The following is an 18,597-nucleotide window of genomic DNA, read 5'->3' as shown; positions in this document are numbered from 1 at the left end:
CGGTGCGTTGAGCACAACGCTAGGCCGGGGACGTGTCGCCCAGGTCCCGGGGCTGTTGCGCCCGGGTAACTTGCACCTCACCGGCCCAGCGCCGGCCCGTGAGCCCGAAGTTAACTTTGCGATACATCCGCGACACACAGGAGTAATTGCCCCTCCGTACGGTGGAACCAGACGCGGGACCACCCCGGCCCGGATGGAAGGCACACCATGAGCGAGAACCGATCATCACGGCCCTCCGGGGGCGTTCCCGCAGCGCCCGAACGGCGCATCGTCGTCGTGGGCGGGGGACCTGCAGCGCACCGGTTCGTCGAGGCCCTCTGGCGGCGCGGCACCGACGGCCTCTCCGTCACCGTGCTCACCGAGGAAGCGCACGCGCCCTATGACCGCGTGGCGCTGAGCAGCGCGCTGACCGGCGACGTGGACCTCAGCCTCGGGGAACAGCTCATGTGGCGCGAACCTGCCATCCGGCTCGTCACCGGCGAGCGGGCGGTCCGTCTCGACCTCGCAGCGCGGTGCGTCGTGGGCGCCTCCGGTGAGAAGTACGCCTACGACGACGTGGTCCTCGCCACCGGATCGGACGCCGTACGGCTGCCCCTGCCGGGCGGCGAGCACGCGGCGGTCTACCGCACGCTCGACGACGTCCAGTGGCTCCGCACGGAGACCGCCCGGCTCGCCGCCGGCCTCGGCCGGGCCCCGCGCGCCGTCGTCATCGGCGGCGGGCTCCTCGGCCTCGAGGCGGCCGGAGGATTGCAGCAGCTCGGCGCCGAGTCGACCGTGGTCAACCGGGCCGGCTGGCTCATGAACGCACAGCTCGACCAGGGCGGCGGACAGGCACTCGGGCGCCTCATCGAGGCGAAGGGCCTGGGCATCCACTGCGGCGGTGCGCCGACCTCCATCGAGACGGACGACGGCGGGCGGGTCACCGGCGTCGCGCTGAGTGACGGATCCGTCCTCCCCGCCGACCTCGTGGTGTTCGCCGTGGGTATCCGGCCGCGCGACGAACTTGCAAGGGAGGCCGGGCTCGAGGTGGCGCCCCGCGGCGGCGTCGTCATCAGCGCAGCCTGCGAGACCGCCCTGCCGGGCGTGTGGGCGATCGGCGAGGTGGCGAGCTACGAGGGCGTCAGCATGGGCCTGGTGGCACCGGCGAACGCCATGGCCGAGGTCTGTGCGGACGGCATCCTCGGCGGCCTGTCCTACTTCCCGGGCTTCGACACCGCGACCAAGCTCAAGCTCTCCGGCGTCGAGGTCGCGAGCTTCGGTGACGCGCTCGCGGAGACTCCTGGCAGCCTCGAGATCGTCTACGCCGACCCGGCGAGGGGCCTGTACCAGAAGCTCGTGGTCACGGACGATGCCCGGACGCTGCTCGGCGGCATCTTCGTCGGCGACGCCGCGCCCTACTCGGCCCTCCGGCCCCTGCTGGGCCGCGAGCTGCCCGCCGAACCCGGAGCCTACCTCTCCTCCGCCGGTGGCGGCGAGGCTCCGCAGTCCGACCTGCCCGACGACGTCATCCTCTGCTCCTGCAACAACGTCACCGCCGGCGCCTGCCGCTCCGCGGTGCACGGGACGGGGGACGGCGCCGAGGAGCCGGCGCTCGACATGCCGTCGCTCAAGGCGTGCTCGCGTGCCGGGACCCAGTGCGGCTCGTGCGTGCCGATGCTCAAGAAGCTGCTCGACAGCGAGCTCACGAAGGCCGGACGCACCGTCTCGAAGGGCATCTGCGAGCACTTCGCGATGTCACGGCCCGAACTGTTCGAGGCCATCCAGGCGCTCGACCTCGCCTCCTTCCAGGACATCATCCGCCGCTTCGGGGCGTCGGATGAGGCGAAGGCCGGCCACGGCTGCGACATCTGCAAGCCCGCCATCGGCTCGATCCTGGCCACGCAGCGTGGGGAATACGTGCTCGACGCCGGCCGCGGCACGCTGCAGGACACGAACGACCGCGCGCTGGCCAACATGCAGCGCAACGGCACCTACTCGGTGGTGCCGCGCATCCCGGGCGGGGAGATCACTCCCCAGAAGCTCGCCGTCATCGCGCAGGTCGCCGAGCAGTTCGGCCTGTACGTGAAACTCACCGGGGCCCTGCGGATCGACCTCTTCGGCGCGCGTCTCGAACAGCTCCCGGAGATCTGGAAGATCCTCGTGGAGGCGGGCTTCGAATCCGGCCAGGCCTACGGCAAGGCCCTGCGCAACGTGAAGTCGTGCGTCGGCTCCACCTGGTGCCGGTTCGGCGTGCAGGACTCGGTGGGCATGGCCATCGACCTCGAACTGCGCTACCGCGGGCTCCGCGCCCCCCACAAGTTCAAGATGGGCGTCTCCGGATGCGCACGGGAATGTGCGGAAGCCCGGGGGAAGGACGTCGGCGTCATCGCCACCGACCAGGGCTGGAACCTCTACGTCGGCGGCAACGGCGGCTTCCAGCCCGCTCACGCACAGCTCCTCGCCCAGGACCTCGACGGCGAGACGCTCATCCGCTACATCGACCGGTACCTCATGTACTACATCCGCACCGCCGACCGCATGCAGCGCACGGCCCGCTGGATGGACGACCTCGACGGCGGCCTCGACCACGTGCGCGACGTGGTCATCCATGACTCCCTCGGCATCGCCGAGGACCTCGAGGCGGCGATGGCCCGCCATGTGGAGCACTACGAGGACGAGTGGGCTGCAACGCTCAAGGACCCCGACCGGCTCCGCCGCTTCCGGTCCTTCGTCAACGCTCCGGACGCCGCGGACCAGTCGATCGTCCTCGTCGAGGAGCGCGGCCAGCGGCGACCGGCCACCCCCGCCGAGATCGAGGCGCAGGCCCGGCGCACGAACCTCGGAGCGGCGATCCCCGTCCGCTCCGCAGCAGGAACCGCACCAGGAACCGAGGGCTGAACCATGCAACTCGAGATCGATCTGGCCGGGCGCCGCGTGGTGGTCCTCGGGGCCGAGCGGGCCTCGCGCAGGGCCGTGGCCCGCTACAGGGCCGCAGGGGCCGACGTCGACCGGCGGGAGACTGCGGAGGCCGGCACGGACGCGGTGCTCTGTGGCGCCGCGCTTACCGTCCTGGTCGGAGACGCGAACGGCCCGGACAACTCGGACGGTGCAGTGGACGCTCTGCGCGAGCGGTGCCGCCGCAGCGGCGCACTCTTCGTGCGGGAGGCAGCCGCGCAGGGGAGTGGCACCGTGACCCTCGTCGGTGGCGGGCCGGGCGCACTCGGACTCCTGACCCTCGATGCGGCCGCGGCGCTCCGCGAGGCCGACGTCGTCCTGTACGACAGGCTCGCCCCGACCGACGCGCTCGCGGAGCTCGCCCCGGCGGCGGAGCTCGTGGACGTCGGGAAGCTGCCGGGTCACCACCGCGTGCCGCAGGCCGGCATCAACGATCTCCTGGTCCGCTATGCGCTCGAGGGCAACTCCGTGGTCCGCCTCAAGGGCGGCGATCCCTTCGTCTTCGGACGGGGGAGCGAGGAGCTCGCGGCATGCCTTGCGGCCCGGGTTCCGTGCCGCGTGGTGCCCGGTGTCAGCTCGGCGATCTCCGTCCCCGCTGCCGCCGGTATCCCGGTCACCCACCGGGGCGTCAGCCACCTGTTCACGGTGGTGTCCGGCCACGCTCCGCTGAGCGACGAGGAGCACGAGCACCTGGCCGGCCTCGGCGGGACCATCGTGATCCTCATGGGCGTCTCCACGCTTCCGCAGCTCGTCGCCGGCCTCGGCCGCGCCGGGATGCGCCCGGACATGCCGGTCGCCGTCGTCGAGCGCGGGTACAGCGCGTCCCAGCGCACGACGGCGGGCACCCTCGCCACGATCGTCACGGCGGCGGGTGCCGCGCGGTGCCAGTCCCCCGCCGTGCTCGTGATCGGGGAGGTGGTGCGTGTGGGCCTCGACCTGCAGGGCGGTGCCGCGCACCTCGCCCGCCTGACCGAATCGCTGGCGTCATGACCGAGGCGATCCGCCTGGACGGGTCGGGAGGGCAGCTGGCCGGCTTCCGTATCGGTGTGACGTCGGACCGCCGCTCGGGGGACCTGATCGACGCCCTCGAGCGTCGCGGCGCCTCGGTGTTCCACGCACCGGCCCTGAAGATCGCGCCCATCGCCGAGGACGTGGAACTGCTCTCCGACACCGATGCCATGGTGGCGGCCCGCCCGGACCTCTTTATCATCACGACCGCCTACGGCATGCGCCGCTGGTTCGAGGCGGCGGATGCCGCCGGGCTCGGCGACGACCTGCTGGACGTCCTGGGAAACGGCCGCATCTACGTGCGCGGGCCGAAGGCCCGGGGAGCCGTGCGCGCGGCGGGGCTCGACGACGTCGGCATCAGTTCGGACGAGACGACGGCGACGCTGGTCGACGAGCTGCTGCAGCAGGACCTTTCAGGCCTCACCATAGGCGTGCAGCTGCACGCCTACGCCGACGCGCACCAGCTGGCCCGGCTCCGCGCGGCGGGCGCGACCCTGCTCACCGTCACGCCGTACCGCTGGATCAAGCCCGAGGGTTCCGAGCGGCTGCCGAGGCTGATCGAGGCCGTCTGCGCCGGGCAGCTGGACTGCGTCACCTTCACGAGCGCCCCCGCCGTGGACGCGCTATTCAACACGGCCGCGGAGCAGGGACTGCAGGAGGAACTGATCCAGCGGTTCCGCCGGAGCGTCCTCGCGGCCGCCGTCGGGCCGGTCACCGCTCAGCCCCTGCTCGACGCCGGCATCGAGCCCATCGTGCCCGACCGCTACCGCATGGGCGCCCTGATCCGCCTGGTCTGCGACCACCTCGCCGAACACCACGTCGAGCAGCTCCGGACCCGCTCCGGTTACGTGGAGGTGCGGGGCAGGTCCGTCCGGGTGGACGAGGTCCAGGTGGAGCTGGCGCCCGCGCAGCTCGTGCTGTTCAAGGCGCTGCTGTCGGCGCGCGGTGCCGTCCTCAGCCGTGATGCGCTGACGCACCTCCTCGCGCACACCGGTGCCGGCCATGCCCTCGACATGAACGTGAACCGGCTGCGGAAGTCCCTGCCGGACCCCGGCCTGGTCGAGACCGTGGTCAAGCGCGGGTACCGGCTGCACGTGTAGGTGCCGGCCGCGCTCGCGGTCCGTCCTGCCTGCATCACGCGGCCGCCCTCCGTGCGCGTCCCACCCGCGCGTTCCACCCGTCTGGTCCACCCCCCTTGGTCCACCCGGCCACGATGCCTGTCACGATGCCACGGCGAAGTGCTGCTCGATGACGGCCCTGATGTCGTCGTGGCAGCCCCCGCAGCCGGTTCCGGCCCGCGTGCCCACCGAGACGTCCTGCACCGTGGCGCAGCCCGAGTGGACGGACTCCTGCACCCTGCCCCGCGTGATCCCCGCGCACCGGCACAGGGTCGCATCGGGTCCTGGCGGCCGTGCAGCGTTCGCACCCTCCATGCTGTCCAGCCGCAGGAGGCTGGAGCGATCGGCGGGGAGTTCGCTGCCGCGTTCGAAGAGCAGCACCAGTTCCGCGCCGGTCCGCGGCATGCCCACGCACACGAGGCCCGTCAGGACGCCGTCGCGCGTGACCATCTTCGCGTAGCGACCGTGCCCCGGGTCCGCCCAGACGGCGACGGCGAGGCCCGGATCCACCGTCCACGGATCGGCGTCGGTCTCGCCCGCGGTCACGGCGTCGACACCGCGGGCCTTGAGGACCAGGACGGCGTCCCGCCGGTCGGGCGGGCCGACGGCGGCGGCGGGGACACCGGACAGGTCCGCCGCGAAGGCTCGACCGAGCTGGTCCGCCTGCTGCCAGCCAGGGCCGATCAGCCCCTGCGGAGTAGTGACACCGGTGCACGCCGGGCAGGAACCGTCCCAGCAGCGCACCTCGGCGCAGTCGCCGATCGCCCAGATGTCCCGGGTGTCGAGTGCGCGGAGTTCGTGGTCCACGAGGATCCCGGCGGCAGTAGGAAGGTCGCACCCGTCGGCGAGTTCGGTACGCGGCCTCACGCCGCAGGCGAGCACGAGGGCGCCGCCGTCGACCCGGGATCCGCCCTCGAGAGTGAGACCCGAGAAGCGCCCGTCCGCGAGGGTGATGCCCGTGGACGTGCCGGCCACCACGGTGATGCCGGCCCTGGTCAGGGCCGCGGCCAGGACCCGTGCGCCCTCACCGAGGAACCGCTCCATGGGAGCCCTGCCGTTGTGGACGAGCGTGACGCGTCCTCCTTCCTCGGCGGCGGCCAGGGCCGCCTCGATGCCGAGGATGCCTCCGCCCAGCACCACGATGCGCTGCCGCGCGGCCAGGGCCGCCGACACGGCTCGCGCGTCGGAGAGGTCCCGGAGGAAGCTCACGCCCGGCGGGAGTGGGAGCTCGTCGTGGAGCCCCTCGAGCCGCGGCAGGAGAGGGCGTGACCCGGTGGCGAGGACCAGGCGGTCGTAGCCGATGGCCTGTCCGTCGTCGAGCAGGACCCGCCGGAAGGGCCGGTCCACCCTCGTTGCACGGGCGCCGAGCCGGACGTCGACACCCGAAGCGATCAGCGCCGCCGCGTCGGCGAGCCGGATGGCGGACTCCCCTGTGCGGCCCACTGCGACGTCGGCGACGAGCACCCGGTTGTAGGCGGCGTCCTGCTCCTGGCCGATCACCGTCAACGCCACACGTCCTGCGGCGACGAGCGGCTCGAGGTGCTCGATGAGCCGCGCGGCGACGGGCCCGAAGCCCACGACGACGATCCGTTCCGGAACAGGGATGTCGGCGTTGCTCATGCGATGGCCTCCAGCTGGTCGGTGAATACGCGGGTGTACAGGGACGAGACCCGGACCGGTGTCGTCTTGAACTCGGGCATGCCCGAGACCGGATCAGTGGCGCTTCCCGTGAGCCGGTTGGCGCTCTCCGCCTCCGCGTAGTGGAAGGCGAGGAAGACGGTGTCCTGGCGGATGTCGGACGTGAGGTCCGCCAGCGCCCGGGCCTCGCCGTGGGTGCTGGTGACGACGACGGGGTCGCCCTGCGCGATGCCGAGGTCCTGGGCGGTGGCGGGATGGAGCTGCAGGCGTGCCGTCGGCTGGGCGGCGAGCAGTTCGGGGACCCGCCGGGTCTGCGTCCCGGACTGGTAGTGCTCGAGCAGTCGGCCCGTGGCGAGCAGGAGCGGGGCAGGGACCCGCGCGTCGAGGGCGGTCGACCGAGGAGCCACCGGCACCAGCACGGCGCGTCCGGTCGGATGGGCGAACGCGTCGAGGAACAGGCGCGGAGTGCCGGTGCTCCCCGCGGGGTAGGGCCAGTACGCGGCCGCTCCGCCGTCGAGCACGCTGTAGTCGAGTCCGGAGTAGTCGGCGATCCCGCCGGCGCTGGCGCGGGCGAGTTCGTCGAACATCGTCGCCGGGTCGTCGCTGAAGAGCGACGGAGCATCGAGCAGGCGGGCGAGTTCCTGCATCAGCCACAGTTCGCTCCGGGCGCCGGCGGGAGGGGGAACGGCTGCTCGTCGGCGCAGGACCCGGCCCTCGAGATTCGTCACCGTGCCCTCCTCCTCGGCCCACTGGAGGACGGGCAGCACGATGTCGGCCAGTGCTGCGGTCTCGGACAGGAAGAAGTCCGAGACGACGAGGAGGTCGAGCGACTTGAGTCCGTCGATCACCGCCGAGGCATTCGGTGCCGATACCGCAATGTTGGCACCGTGCACGAAGAGGCAGCGGGTGCCGCCCGGCTGGCCAAGGGAGGCGAGGAGTTCGACGGCGGGCAGTCCGGGCCCGGGGATGGCGTCCTCGGGCACCCCCCAGACCGCGGCGACGTGCGCGCGGGCCGCAGGGTCGGTGATCTTCCGGTAGCCGGGCAGCTGGTCCGCCTTCTGGCCGTGTTCCCTGCCGCCCTGCCCGTTGCCCTGGCCCGTCAGTGTCCCGTAGCCGCTGTGCGGTGTGCCGGGCAGGCCGAGGAGGAGCGCGAGGTTGATCGCCGCGGTGGTCGTGTCGGTGCCGTCCGCGTGCTGCTCGATGCCCCTCCCGGTGAGGATGTAGGCACCAGGGCCGCCCTGTGCTCCGCTGCGCGCTCCCTGCGCCAGGAGCCTCGCCGTCGCCCGGATGGCGGAGGAGGGGACGCCCGTGATGCCTTGCACGCGCTCGGGCCACCAGCGGGCCAGCCCTCGTGCGACGTCGTCGTACCCGCTGGTCCGTGCTGCGAGGTAGCGGCGGTCCTCGAGGCCCTCGGCGACCACCACGTGCGCGAGGCCGAGGAGGAGCGCGAGGTCCGTGCCGGGCGTGGGCTGGAGGTGGACGCCCTTGCCCTGGTCGGTCAGGCGGGCGGTGGCGGAGCGCCGTGGGTCGACGACGACCAGGCCCGCGGCGGCCTGCGCTCCCCGGAGGTGCTGGACGAACGGCGGCATGGTGTCCGCGGTGTTCGAGCCGAGGAGCAGGACCACGGACGCGGCGTCGAGGTCCTCCAGGGGGAAGGGGAGGCCGCGGTCGACGCCGAACGCGCGGTTCCCGGCCGCTGCCGCCGACGACATGCAGAACCGGCCGTTGTAGTCGATGCGGGATGTGCGGAGCGCGAGCCGGGCGAACTTGCCGAGCGTGTAGGCCTTCTCATTGGTGAGGCCGCCGCCGCCGAACACCGCGACCGAGTCCCGGCCGGAATCCGCCTGGATGCTGCGGACCCGGTCGGCGATCAGGTGCAGCACGGCATCCCACCCCGCTTCCCGCAGCACGCCGTCGGCGCCGCGCACCAGGGGGGCGGTGAGCCGGTCCGGGTGGCTGAGCAGGTCCGCGGCGGACCAGCCCTTCCGGCACAACCCGCCGCGGTTGGTGGGGAACTCCCGCCCGGTGACCGTCACGCCGTCGTTCCTGCCGTGGCTGTGGCTCGCCGTGACGGTCATGGCGCACTGGAGGGCGCAGTAGGGGCAGTGCGTCTGCTGCCCGGTCCCGGCCTGCTCCACCGGTCAGACCTTGCCGAGCGTCGAGGAGCGGCGGAGGTAGAAGAACCAGGTCACGGCGAGCATCAGGACGTAGCCGCCGACGAACCCGTAGAACGCGCCGTCGTAGCTTCCGGAGGCGCCCTTCGAGGCGTTGAGGACCTGCGGGATGAGGAAGCCGCCGTAGGCGCCGACCGCCGAGATGAGGCCGAGGGCCGCCGCCGACTTGCGGGCCGTGCTGACGGATTCACGCAGCTCCGCAGATCCTGCGGCGGCACCGCGCCGGGCGAAGATCACCGGGATCATCCGGTAGGTGGCGCCGTTGCCCGATCCGGCGGCGGCGAAGAGCACGAGGAACAGGCCGAGGAAGAGCCAGAAGTTGGCCAGCGGGAGTGTCCAGACGACGGCGAGGGCGACAGCCGCCATGACGGCGAACGCCCCGACGGTGATGAGTGCTCCGCCGAACCGGTCCGCGAGGCGCCCGCCGAAGGGCCGGGCGAGGGAACCGACCAAGGGACCTAGGAAGGCCAGGCCCAGCGTGACCGGGCCCATGGCGATCGTGGAGAAGGTGGGGAAGGTATCGGCGATCAGCTTCGGGAAGACACCCGCGAAACCGATGAAGGACCCGAAGGTGCCGATGTAGAGCAGCGCCATGATCCACAGGTGCGGTTCGCGGACGGCGGCCAGTGAACCGGCGAGGTCGCTCTTGGCGCTGGAGAGGTTGTCCATGTACTTCCAGGCGCCGAAGGCGGCGACCAGGATCAGTGGCACCCAGAGCAGGCCGGCGAGCGGCAGGTTCAGGGTGGCCGCGGCACCGAGCACGACGGCGACCGGGACCACGAGCTGGGCGACGGCCGCACCGAGGTTGCCGCCCGCGGCATTCAGGCCCAGGGCCCAGCCCTTCTCGCGAGCGGGGTAGAAGAAGGTGATGTTCGCCATCGAGCTTGCGAAGTTGCCGCCGCCGAAGCCGGCGAGCGCCGCAACGGCGAGCATCACGCCGAACGGAGTCTCCGGGTTCGAGACGCAGAGCGCGAGTCCGATCGTCGGGATCAGGAGCAGGAGGGCCGAGATGATGGTCCAGTTCCTGCCGCCGAACCTCGGCACCATGAAGGTGTAGGGGATGCGGAGGGTGGCCCCGACGAGGGACGGCATGGAGATCAGCCAGAAGATCTGCGACGTCGAGAAGGTGAAGCCTGCCGCGGGCAGGTACACGACGACGATCGACCAGAGCTGCCAGACCACGAAGCCGAGGAATTCGCAGGCGATGGACCACTGGAGGTTCCGCTTGGCGATGGACTTGCCGACGCTGTTCCACTGCGTGGTGTCCTCGGCGTCCCAGTTGTCGATCCAGCGGCCGCTGCGGTGCCCCAGCGGCGGCGCGCTCGCCGGAGCTGCCGGCGCGGCGGCCAGGGGCGATGATGCTTCGTCAATGCTCACGGAGTCCTCCAGGGGATGGGTGGTCCTGCTTTCCCCTGACGCTAGTGAGCGCGCATTTCCGGTCCTTGCGTGCTGCGTAAACGCTCCGTGACGTTCACCTATCCGAGGCCCCGGACCGCTGTGAGATCTTCGGCGGGCCTGGCTCCCGCCGGGTCGACGTCGATGCGCACCCTCCGCTCAAGATTGGTTCAGGATTCACGGAGTGCACCACCCCGCGGCCGATGGACGGCTTCCGGTATGCCTACAATCAGTGGCGGCGCTCCCGTTCCTGCCGCTGCGGATGCCCGGCATGGCGCTTTCGTCGACTCAGTGGGAAATGGATGGTTATGAAAAGCAGGATCGCGCCCCACGAGGCATTCCCCGACGTCGGCTCCCTGCCGACGGAGCAGGTCGAGGTGTTGAACAGCAAGGTCCACCGTGAGCTGGACTTCGAGTACGCGACCGACGGCGAGGCGCATCCCGAGACCGAATTCCGGCTCGAGGAAGTCAATGAGGAACTCGACCTGCGGGACATGCTCGAGACCTGACACCCGCGAAGCGGTGCACCGGGACAGCCGGGCAGATCAGTCGGTCGGATCAGTCGGTCGGATCAGTTGACAGGTGAGGCCGGGCTCGCCTGGGGGCCGTGCCGCTCCAGCACGTCGAGCGCCGCCAGAGGCGACAGGTCGGCGATGGCAGCGACCGCGGCCAGGGACTCGCCGTTGCTGATCGCCGATGCCACTGCGCTCTGGAGTTCCTCCGGCGGGTCGATACTGGCAGACGGGTCATCGAGTGAAGCAGCGGTGTCCTTCCGTGCCGCAGCTACCACCCGATCAAGGTCTTCAAAGCTCACAGGCTCCTCCTAGCACGCGTCCCAGTGCTCCATTCTGCATGAGCGAGGCTTGTGCAAGGGCCGTGCTGGGGCTGCCGACAGCCCTTGCCGTCCGAGCCCCGCTGTGCGTGCGGCCGGTCGTCGCCGTCCTCATCCGCGGAGTTGCGTCTCCGGTGCGTGCCGGTGGTCCTCCGGAACTGCGGCGGAGTAGCGGCCGAGGAACTGCCTGATCTCCCGGGCGACCCGAGGTGCAGCGCCGCGGTGTGCGCCGTGCGGTTGGCCGGGTACCTCCACCACCATCGCGCGGCGGGCTGCTCTGCCGAGCCGCCCGCACCAGGCCCGTCGGGAAATCGGGTCGATGCTTCCGCGGAGTATCAGGACGGGCTGGACCACCCGGGCAAGCCGATCATCGAGGCGATAGCCGAGCATCACGGGCAGCTCGGTCAGGTACCAGCGGATGCCGCACCGAAGGTACGCACCGGCGACGAGCAGATTGGTGGACGGTGTCTCCAGAAGGCTGTCCACTGCCAGCGCCACGGCATTCCGGACGGCGGAGGGATGAGCCGTATCGGTGACCGGACCCATGAGGACGACCGCCGAGACGAGATCGGGGCGTTGCAGCGCCAGCTCCGTGACGAACTGTGCGCCCATCGAATGCCCCACGAGGACGCACGACGACAGCCGGGCCTGCTCGAGAGCCTGCCCCATCAGGTGCGCGTAGTCCGCCACTCCCAATCGACGCGACGGCCGGGGAGTGCCACCGAAACCAGGAAGATCGAAGACCACGACATCACCGTGATCGAGCAGCTCGGCCTGCAGGCGATCGAAGTACCGGTGCGACATCCCGATGCCGTGGACCAGCACGAACGCCGGTTCTGGCACGGGATCTCCCGCCCTGACGTGCCGATGCAACCGGTACAGCTCCCCTTCACCCTCGATCGACCGGCTGCTCGCTGTCCGCCCCGTCCCACGGGGGAGGAGGGCAGGCAGGAGGGCAGGCGGGAGGTACCTGGCGGATCGGAGGGCCACGGGCGGATCAGTTTCCTGTCGGGGTCGGGATCGTGGTCGGGAGCGGGCAGGCCGGAAGCCTGGACGCGCGGACAGAGCGGTGTGCTGCGGCCCGGCGAGAGTCGATGATCAACCGAGGGTCGACATGGCTCGCGGGACGCTCTCGATGGTGATGACGGTGTCCGCTTCCACGGATTTCACTTCCCCGTCGATCTGGTACGGCATGGGCTTGAGCGTCGAGAACCGGTACCGGGAATAGCTCGGCTGGTCTCCCAACCCCTTCGTGGCTGCTCGCACGGCAGTCAGCAGGATCCGCCACTTGGCCGCGTGCGGGAAGAGGATGACCTCGAACTGGCCGTCGGTCGGTTGCTCGTCGGCTTCGCTCAGCGTCGCGTACTTCGCCATCTGGGCGATGTTCGCGAAGATCAGGCTGTCGAACTTCTGGCGTTTCCCGTCACTCAGGCGAATCTCGAAGGGCTTGAACTTCCGGAAGGTGCGCGCGACCGAGAACATCTCCTTCAGGGCGCCCTTGCTCCCTTTCTCCAGGTCGATCGCCATGACCGGTGTCAGCCCGAAGCCGATGTAGGAATGGGCGTGGACCGGTTCTGCTCCCGGTGCGTCCAGGCTCAGGCGCAGGACGTCGATCCTGCGGACCTGGCCCTCGATGATGGCCTCGGCCAGCGGCTTGCGCCCCGTCACGCGGCGGTGGTCGTTCGCGTTGCCCGCCGCGAGGACCGCGCACACGGCATCGTCCCTGCCGCCGGCCAGTACGCCGTTGACGACCTCGTTGTACCCGCCGTCACCACTGACCGAGACGACCAGGGCGTTCGGTCCCGAAGCCGCCTCTCGGGCCAGATCGATCGCATGCCCTGCGTGCTCCGTGGGCTGCAGTATCACCTCCGACCCGGGCAGCGCGGGCACCAGTTCATTACGGAGCTCAGCTGCGAGCGTCGGGGCATCTCCGGTGCTGTTCGGATTGAAGATGATCGTGATGGTGTCGAACCGGCGCGGTGAGGTCATGGACAAACCGTATAGTAAGCCGTCTTCGTTCCCCACCCGATAAGTTCCCGGACGCGGATGAGGCTCCGAAATGTATATCCCGGAGCCTCATCGGTGCGCTTTCGCGCTTCACCTTGACGGTTCAGGTCAGGCGTGCGTTGCCTTGCGGTCACGCCCGCGGGTAAGGAGCAGGGCCAGGGCGATCATGCCGACGCCGAGGAGGAAGTGGAGCCAGTTGTCCGCTCCGTTGAGGGGCACGAAGTTGCCGGCGGAGTTCTGGTCGATGACCAGTCCGTAGATCCACAGGACGAGGTAGATGATGCCCCCGTACAGCAGGTAGGAACGTGCTCCGCTGATGGTGCGGGCCATGGCGATGCCGGCGGCACCGAAGAGCAGATGCACGATGTTGTGCAGGACCGAGACCTGGAACAGGCCGAGGAGCATGGCGCCGGACTCGTGCCCGGCGAAGCTGAGCCGGTCGTACTGGCTGGTGATACCAGGGATGAACCCGAGGAGCCCGACGAGCAGGAAGACCGCGCCGACGGCGAGGGCTGCTTTCTGGACGTTGGTGCGGGTGCCCGCGCCGTGGGTGTTTGCTGTGGTCATGATTGTTCTCCCAGTTAAGTATGTGAGTGATGCTTGCAGTGACTACTGAAGCTTGTTCGTGCAGCAGCCGTCGAAGGATGGGTGAGACCAAATGCAACGGCCGTTCGTCCTGATGCGATGGCGGCCATCACCTCCATGCTAGTAAGCTCGCTTGGTTTTTGCGCGCGGCGCGCGTCACATGAGGGACAGAATGAAGGAGAGGACGAATCCGGCGGCGGTGCTGAGGGCTACTGCCGGCCCGCCGTGTTCGTAGGCTTCCGGCATGAGGGTGTCGGCCAGCGAGGCGATGACCGCTCCCGCCGCGAAAGCCAAGGGCAGCGAAATGGTCTCCGGGTCGGCACCCGAGAGCGGTCCGGCACCGACGACGACAGCGATGACCAGTAACACCGCGCAGATGCCCCAGAGGCCGAGGATCGTCCGAGAGGACTTGCCCTGGCTGCGCATCGACGACGCGCCCACGAGTGCTTCGGGCAGGTTGGAGACGAAGATCGCGGCCAGCAGAGCCAGTCCGCCCGTCCCTCCGCCGAGCGCGACGCCCAGGGCGATGTTCTCGGGAACGCCGTCGAGGGTGACTGCGGCCAGGAGGGCCAGGCCCGCCGCACCGCGGGTGGACGCCGTCGTGGGGGAGCGGTCCGAGGCAGCAGCATCGGTGTCGAGTTTGGGGCTGCCCTCGTACTCGTCCGCCGGGACGGATCGGTCACCCTGCTGCGCCCAGCGGTCGAGGAACGCGCTCAGGGCCGTGAAGACCACGGCGCCCGCGAGCAGACCGACCGCTGCACGCCAGATGCCCCCTTGCTCGAAGGCGTCCTCGAAGAGTTCGAAGGTCAGGGCCGTGATCAGTGATCCAGCGGCGAAGGAGAGGAGGATCGCCAGAACGCGCTTGGGCAGTTCGAAACGCAACCCGATGAATGCGCCCACTATCAGGGCGCTGGAAGCAATCACGCCGAACAGCAATGACATTGCCATGGCGCAAGTATAGGAAGGCAGCCAGAAGGCCGGTAGGGGGAGCCGGCAACCGGCATCAGGAACCGGGTACGGCGACCTCCGGAGTCTGTCGTGGGGTGATGTCCAGTTGGGGCAGTACCTGCTCTGCCATCGTTGCAAGGAAGAAATCCTGCTCCTTGCCGACGTTGTGCAGGTAGATCCGGTCGGCCCCCTGCTCCGAGATCGCGTCGAGGAGATCGACGAGTTGGCCGGGGTCGTCGGTGACGAAGACGGACTCGGCCACGGCAGCGGGGGTGACGTGCTCGGCTGCCTGGTCGTAGTGCTCCGCAGTCTCGAGGTCCCAGCACAGGGGTGGCGGAAAGACATTCGTCCGCCACTGATCGTGGGCGATGGACAGAGCCTCCTCGCGGCTGGGCGCCACGCTCACCTGGGTCTGGATGACGACGTCGCCGCGGCCCCCTGCGTCCCGGTAGGCGCCGATGACCTTCCGCAGCTCGTCCATCGGCTGGAGGATCGTCGCGAGACCGTCGGCCCACGAGGCCACCCAGGCGGCGGTTTCCCGGGTGACTGCCGCTCCGATAAGAGGCGGCGGAGTGTCGGGCAGCGACCATACTCTCGCCCGGTCGACCGTGACCAGGCCCTGATGGCTGACCTCTTCCCCTGTCAGGAGCGCCCGGATGATGTCGACGCACTCTGCGAGGCGCGCTTTGCGTTCCGGTTTGGAAGGCCACCTCTGACCCGTGATGTGCTCGTTCATCGCCTCCCCGCTGCCGAGCGCCGCCCAGAACCTGCCGGGATACATCAGCTCCACGGTGGCGATAGCCTGGGCGGTGATGACCGGGTGGTATCTCTGGCCCGGCGCGGTCACGACTCCGAGCGAGAGCGACGTGGCCTCGAGCGCGGACCCCAGCCACGTCCAGGCGAAGCCCGACTCGCCCTGGCGTTCGCTCCACGGACTCAGGTGGTCCGAGCACATCGCGGCGGTGAAGCCGGCGTCCTCCGCCTTCTTCACGTTGTCGAGGAGTTGCCGGGGCCCGAGTTGTTCATGCGAACAGTGGAAGCCAAGCTGTGTCACGGAAGGTACCTCTTTCCTGGTCTGACCGGGCGGGTGTCGTCATCCCAGCTTCCGCAGGACGGACCTCGAGGACAAGGGCACAGCCGGTTCCGCTCACGTGGGAGGACCTGCTATGGGCCACCGCCGGTCGTGGGGACGCCCCGCCGCGCGGTGGCGGTCGCCGGCCGGCGCAGCTTGTCGGGATTGCGCACGAGGTAGATGCCGGTGATCCTGCGCCGGTGATCCAGGGCCACAGCGAGGGTCAGTTCGAGGTCATCCCCTGAGCGGATGAGGATTCCCGGGCCACCGTTGAGCGAGCCGATGTCCACGCGCATGTGCGGCACCGGGGTACGGGCGATCTTCAGCAGGAACGCCGCGATGGCCTCTGCTCCCAGAATGGGCTTGCGGGCCGCGACGACCTTGCCGCCGCCGTCGGACAGCAGGACCGCGTCGGGGGCCAGCACGTCCATCAGGGCCTGGAGATCCCCGGTGACCAGCGCGTCCAGGAACGCGGTGAGGGCCACGGTGGTGCTTTCGGCGCTCAGCACCGTGCGGTCGACGGCGGTGAGCCGGGCCCGGGCGCGGACGGCGATCTGCCGGACCGCCGCCGCATTCCTGCCGACCGCCTCGGCGATGGCCTGGTAGGGCAACCCGAAGACGTCGTGCAGCAGAAACACGGCGCGTTGCTCCGGCGTGGTCTGCTGCAGCAGCACCGACAGGGCGTAGCTGAGCTGCTCCTGCATCAGGAGGTGCTGCTCCGGGGTGTCTCCCTCCGCCACCAGGGGCTCCGGCAACCAGGGCCCGGGATAGTCCTCCCGACGGCGGGCCACCGTCCGCACCGCGTTGAGCGCCGTGCGGGTGGCGACGGCCGCGAGGTAGGACCGGGGGTGCGGACCGCGGCCAGGTCCACCCCCGCCCAGCGCAGGTAGGTGTCCTGGACGACGTCCTCGGCGTCGGCGCGGGTGCCGAGGATCTCGTAGGCGATGGCGAACACCATGGAGCGGTGGGCGGCGAACAACTCGTCCTGCTCCGTCATGGGTGCCACAGGCATCAGCCTACGGGCACGGCCGGGCCCGCAGGCCCTCGAAAGGACCCCGGTCTGCGGGCCTCCCTGGCCAGCCACGCCACGGTCATCCGGCAGACCTGTTCCTTGACCCACCCCGCACCCCGTCCGGAGAGTGCCACGACGCGGGGCGCGTCGTCCGGGTGCACGAACTGCAGGTGTCCTCGCCCGGCGCCCAGATCGAGGCACTGCACGAGATAACCGATGTCGATGGACGAGGGTGCGCCGCCGGACAGGTGGGCGAGCACGGTGTCGGCGGCGTGGGCCCCCAGCGGGATGGCCGCCGCACACGAGGCGCGGAGGTGCGCCCCGGCAGCTCCGGTGACACGCACAGCGTCGCCGGCACCGATGATGCGTTCGTGCCCCGGCACGGTGAGGGTCACGTCCACCAGGAGCCGCCCGTCCCCGTCCACTGGAAGTCCGCTGTCCGAAGCCAGGGACGGCACGGCGAGCCCTGCCGTCCAGATCGTTGCAGGGGCGGAAGGACGGCAGCGCCCGTCGGACGTGACCGTCCCGGTGACCGGATCCACCACCCCTGCCTCAACGGAGATCCCCAGGTGCTGCAGGCGGCGGGCCACCGCGTGCCGGCCGGTGAGCGGGTGCGTCAGGCCCGATGGCGCAACGACCGTGATGAGCAGGTCGGGGCGTGCCACCGCCAGCGCGCTCGCCACTTCCACCCCGGTCGGGCCGGCCCCGGCCACCGTCACAGCCGAGCCCGGAGCCAGCCCGGCGATTGCTTCCCGTGTCGATCCTGCTGCTGCCCGATTCGCCACCGACAACAGGGACGCCGGCTGTTCCCCACTGCCGACGGCATAGACCAGCCAGTCGAAACGGAGGGGCTCATGGTCGCCCCGGATCAGCCGGTTCCCGGAGTCGATGCTCAGCGCCCGGGCCTGCACGCGACGCACCCGCGGGTGCAGCACCTCTGCCCAGTCCACCCCTGCCGTATCCCGGCCCCCCGCGCCGACCTGGTGCAGCCGGATCCGCTCGGTGAACTGCGTCCCCGGATCGAGCAGGACCACCTCGACAGGAGCTGCACCAGGCTTGCCTCCGGCAGCCCGGTTCGCCGCCATCACTCCGGCATACCCGCCACCGATCACCACTACACGCACCGTTCCAGACATCATGCCCTCCTTCGGAATTTCATCGACATCATCAAGACACCGCCCGCAGGAGTTCTGTGACACCTCCGCCTGGAGATCCCAGGTCGGCTCACGCAGGAGGGAGCATCGAGGACCGCCCGGGCCCCGATGCTCGTCGTCGTCCCGCTACTGCCGTCCCGCGGGTGTCACAGTGCGGATGCCGCGGGCTCGTCGATGAGGAAGCGTGCCATGCCGGCCCGGGCGTGCACGAGAGCGCGGAGCTCCTTCGTGACCCGTTCGTCCAGCTGCGGGGGAACAGGGCGGACAGCCCGCTCTGGATCGTCATGGAGATCGCGACGCCGCGCCGCACGAGGGCCGGGGAGAGCGGGCGCCTTCCGTTCTCAGTCCCTGTACGTAGGCGTCCACGCAGCCAGGAGCGAGCACAGGCGGCATCGCGCCATCCATGAGCCCGTCATTGACCCGTCCTGCGAGCAACAGCATCCCCGAACGGAGCAGGGGGATGAAAACATGCTTCCCGGGGCCTGCCACGAAGTCTGCCAGGTCCCGCCTGACTCCCATCGGAGCCCCCGGCACACCTGCCAGCCGCCCCAGAAGACAGGCCATGTGCGCGTAGCGCCCGGCATCCCACGCCGGCGCGGGATCCTCCCGGACGTCCTCCATCCAGATGCCGGCGCTTTCCTCGTCGAGATGTTCGACCAGGGGGAGTGCAGACCACTTTGAGCACGGCGTGGAACGTACGGTAGCCCCGGCTGTCGGCGG

16 protein-coding genes are annotated in these 18,597 nt (G+C 70.3%); 4 read left to right on the top strand and 12 right to left on the bottom strand.

All coding sequences use genetic code 11. The features are described from left to right. The first annotated feature begins 207 nt into the window (after positions 1 to 207). From nirB to ACX80H_RS05345, 3 genes are read left to right on the top strand one after another with little or no spacing between them, the layout of a single operon-like run. Entirely contained in the window at positions 208 to 2,877 is a 2,670-nt protein-coding gene (gene nirB / locus ACX80H_RS05355) for a nitrite reductase large subunit NirB (RefSeq protein ID WP_459311603.1), read from the top strand. Between the two features lie 3 nt (positions 2,878 to 2,880). Next, a complete protein-coding gene (gene cobA, locus ACX80H_RS05350; protein WP_459311602.1) occupies positions 2,881 to 3,924 on the top strand; it encodes a uroporphyrinogen-III C-methyltransferase in 1,044 nt (347 codons plus the stop codon). Then, on the top strand, positions 3,921 to 5,042 hold the full coding sequence (locus ACX80H_RS05345) for a uroporphyrinogen-III synthase (protein ID WP_459311600.1): 1,122 nt from the start codon (positions 3,921 to 3,923) through the stop codon (positions 5,040 to 5,042). Before cobA ends, ACX80H_RS05345 begins: the two co-directional genes overlap by 4 nt. Before the next feature lie 120 nt (positions 5,043 to 5,162). Here ACX80H_RS05345 and ACX80H_RS05340 read toward each other — a convergent pair whose 3' ends face one another. The 3 genes from ACX80H_RS05340 to ACX80H_RS05330 all read right to left on the bottom strand — a co-directional run bounded on the left by ACX80H_RS05340 (position 5,163) and on the right by ACX80H_RS05330 (position 10,249). Further along, positions 5,163 to 6,680: an FAD-dependent oxidoreductase gene (locus ACX80H_RS05340; protein WP_459311598.1), complete on the bottom strand. Its 1,518-nt coding sequence runs from the start codon at positions 6,678 to 6,680 to the stop codon at positions 5,163 to 5,165. Beyond that, a complete protein-coding gene (locus tag ACX80H_RS05335) occupies positions 6,677 to 8,776 on the bottom strand; it encodes a molybdopterin oxidoreductase family protein (RefSeq protein WP_459313368.1) in 2,100 nt (699 codons plus the stop codon). The genes ACX80H_RS05340 and ACX80H_RS05335 overlap by 4 nt, the downstream gene beginning before the upstream one ends. A gap of 63 nt (positions 8,777 to 8,839) precedes the next feature. Further along, positions 8,840 to 10,249, bottom strand: coding sequence for an MFS transporter (locus tag ACX80H_RS05330; RefSeq protein ID WP_459311596.1), 1,410 nt, complete (start codon positions 10,247 to 10,249; stop codon positions 8,840 to 8,842). A 326-nt stretch (positions 10,250 to 10,575) separates the two neighbouring features. On the opposite strand from ACX80H_RS05330, the gene ACX80H_RS05325 reads away from it, so the two are divergent. Continuing rightward, positions 10,576 to 10,776 carry a hypothetical protein gene (locus ACX80H_RS05325; protein WP_459311595.1) on the top strand — a complete coding sequence of 67 codons (201 nt, stop codon included), beginning with the start codon at positions 10,576 to 10,578 and terminating at the stop codon, positions 10,774 to 10,776. A 62-nt stretch (positions 10,777 to 10,838) separates the two neighbouring features. Here the strand turns inward: ACX80H_RS05325 and ACX80H_RS05320 are convergent, their stop codons facing one another. The 9 genes from ACX80H_RS05320 to ACX80H_RS05280 form a co-directional block, all read right to left on the bottom strand. After that, the gene (locus tag ACX80H_RS05320) at positions 10,839 to 11,081 is read right to left on the bottom strand and encodes a hypothetical protein (RefSeq protein WP_459311593.1); all 243 of its coding nucleotides are present in this window, start codon (positions 11,079 to 11,081) and stop codon (positions 10,839 to 10,841) included. A 129-nt stretch (positions 11,082 to 11,210) separates the two neighbouring features. Next, entirely contained in the window at positions 11,211 to 11,942 is a 732-nt protein-coding gene (locus ACX80H_RS05315; RefSeq protein ID WP_459311592.1) for an alpha/beta fold hydrolase, read from the bottom strand. A gap of 255 nt (positions 11,943 to 12,197) precedes the next feature. Then, positions 12,198 to 13,088, bottom strand: a complete 891-nt coding sequence (locus tag ACX80H_RS05310) for a diacylglycerol/lipid kinase family protein (protein WP_459311591.1) — start codon at positions 13,086 to 13,088, stop codon at positions 12,198 to 12,200. Positions 13,089 to 13,214: 126 nt separating this feature from the next. Continuing rightward, positions 13,215 to 13,673, bottom strand: coding sequence for a DUF4383 domain-containing protein (locus ACX80H_RS05305; RefSeq protein WP_459311590.1), 459 nt, complete (start codon positions 13,671 to 13,673; stop codon positions 13,215 to 13,217). A gap of 174 nt (positions 13,674 to 13,847) precedes the next feature. Further along, complete coding sequence (locus ACX80H_RS05300; protein ID WP_459311589.1) at positions 13,848 to 14,639, bottom strand: ZIP family metal transporter; 792 nt, start codon at positions 14,637 to 14,639, stop codon at positions 13,848 to 13,850. Positions 14,640 to 14,694: 55 nt separating this feature from the next. Next, on the bottom strand, positions 14,695 to 15,693 hold the full coding sequence (locus ACX80H_RS05295) for a TIGR03885 family FMN-dependent LLM class oxidoreductase (RefSeq protein WP_459311587.1): 999 nt from the start codon (positions 15,691 to 15,693) through the stop codon (positions 14,695 to 14,697). A 110-nt stretch (positions 15,694 to 15,803) separates the two neighbouring features. Further along, positions 15,804 to 16,451, bottom strand: coding sequence for a sigma factor-like helix-turn-helix DNA-binding protein (locus tag ACX80H_RS05290; RefSeq protein ID WP_459311585.1), 648 nt, complete (start codon positions 16,449 to 16,451; stop codon positions 15,804 to 15,806). Continuing rightward, positions 16,415 to 16,723, bottom strand: a complete 309-nt coding sequence (locus tag ACX80H_RS05285) for a sigma factor (RefSeq protein WP_459311584.1) — start codon at positions 16,721 to 16,723, stop codon at positions 16,415 to 16,417. Before ACX80H_RS05285 ends, ACX80H_RS05290 begins: the two co-directional genes overlap by 37 nt. Continuing rightward, complete coding sequence (locus tag ACX80H_RS05280; protein ID WP_459311582.1) at positions 16,723 to 17,862, bottom strand: NAD(P)/FAD-dependent oxidoreductase; 1,140 nt, start codon at positions 17,860 to 17,862, stop codon at positions 16,723 to 16,725. The genes ACX80H_RS05285 and ACX80H_RS05280 overlap by 1 nt, the downstream gene beginning before the upstream one ends. Between the last annotated feature and the right edge of the window lie 735 nt (positions 17,863 to 18,597).

This window comes from Arthrobacter pasteuri, assembly GCF_054510955.1.
This window is presented reverse-complemented; position numbering and strand designations above follow the sequence as displayed.

What these genes read in the sequence shown, in the direction of transcription:
- cobA (WP_459311602.1), top strand. Translation starts at nt 2,881, where the DNA reads ATGCAACTCGAGATCGATCTGGCCGGGCGCCGCGTGGTGGTCCTCGGG.
- ACX80H_RS05325 (WP_459311595.1), top strand. Translation starts at nt 10,576, where the DNA reads ATGAAAAGCAGGATCGCGCCCCACGAGGCATTCCCCGACGTCGGCTCC.
- ACX80H_RS05280 (WP_459311582.1), bottom strand. Translation starts at nt 17,862, where the DNA reads ATGATGTCTGGAACGGTGCGTGTAGTGGTGATCGGTGGCGGGTATGCC.
- ACX80H_RS05345 (WP_459311600.1), top strand. Translation starts at nt 3,921, where the DNA reads ATGACCGAGGCGATCCGCCTGGACGGGTCGGGAGGGCAGCTGGCCGGC.
- nirB (WP_459311603.1), top strand. Translation starts at nt 208, where the DNA reads ATGAGCGAGAACCGATCATCACGGCCCTCCGGGGGCGTTCCCGCAGCG.
- ACX80H_RS05310 (WP_459311591.1), bottom strand. Translation starts at nt 13,088, where the DNA reads ATGACCTCACCGCGCCGGTTCGACACCATCACGATCATCTTCAATCCG.
- ACX80H_RS05335 (WP_459313368.1), bottom strand. Translation starts at nt 8,776, where the DNA reads ATGACCGTCACGGCGAGCCACAGCCACGGCAGGAACGACGGCGTGACG.
- ACX80H_RS05285 (WP_459311584.1), bottom strand. Translation starts at nt 16,723, where the DNA reads ATGCCTGTGGCACCCATGACGGAGCAGGACGAGTTGTTCGCCGCCCAC.
- ACX80H_RS05300 (WP_459311589.1), bottom strand. Translation starts at nt 14,639, where the DNA reads ATGGCAATGTCATTGCTGTTCGGCGTGATTGCTTCCAGCGCCCTGATA.
- ACX80H_RS05340 (WP_459311598.1), bottom strand. Translation starts at nt 6,680, where the DNA reads ATGAGCAACGCCGACATCCCTGTTCCGGAACGGATCGTCGTCGTGGGC.
- ACX80H_RS05305 (WP_459311590.1), bottom strand. Translation starts at nt 13,673, where the DNA reads ATGACCACAGCAAACACCCACGGCGCGGGCACCCGCACCAACGTCCAG.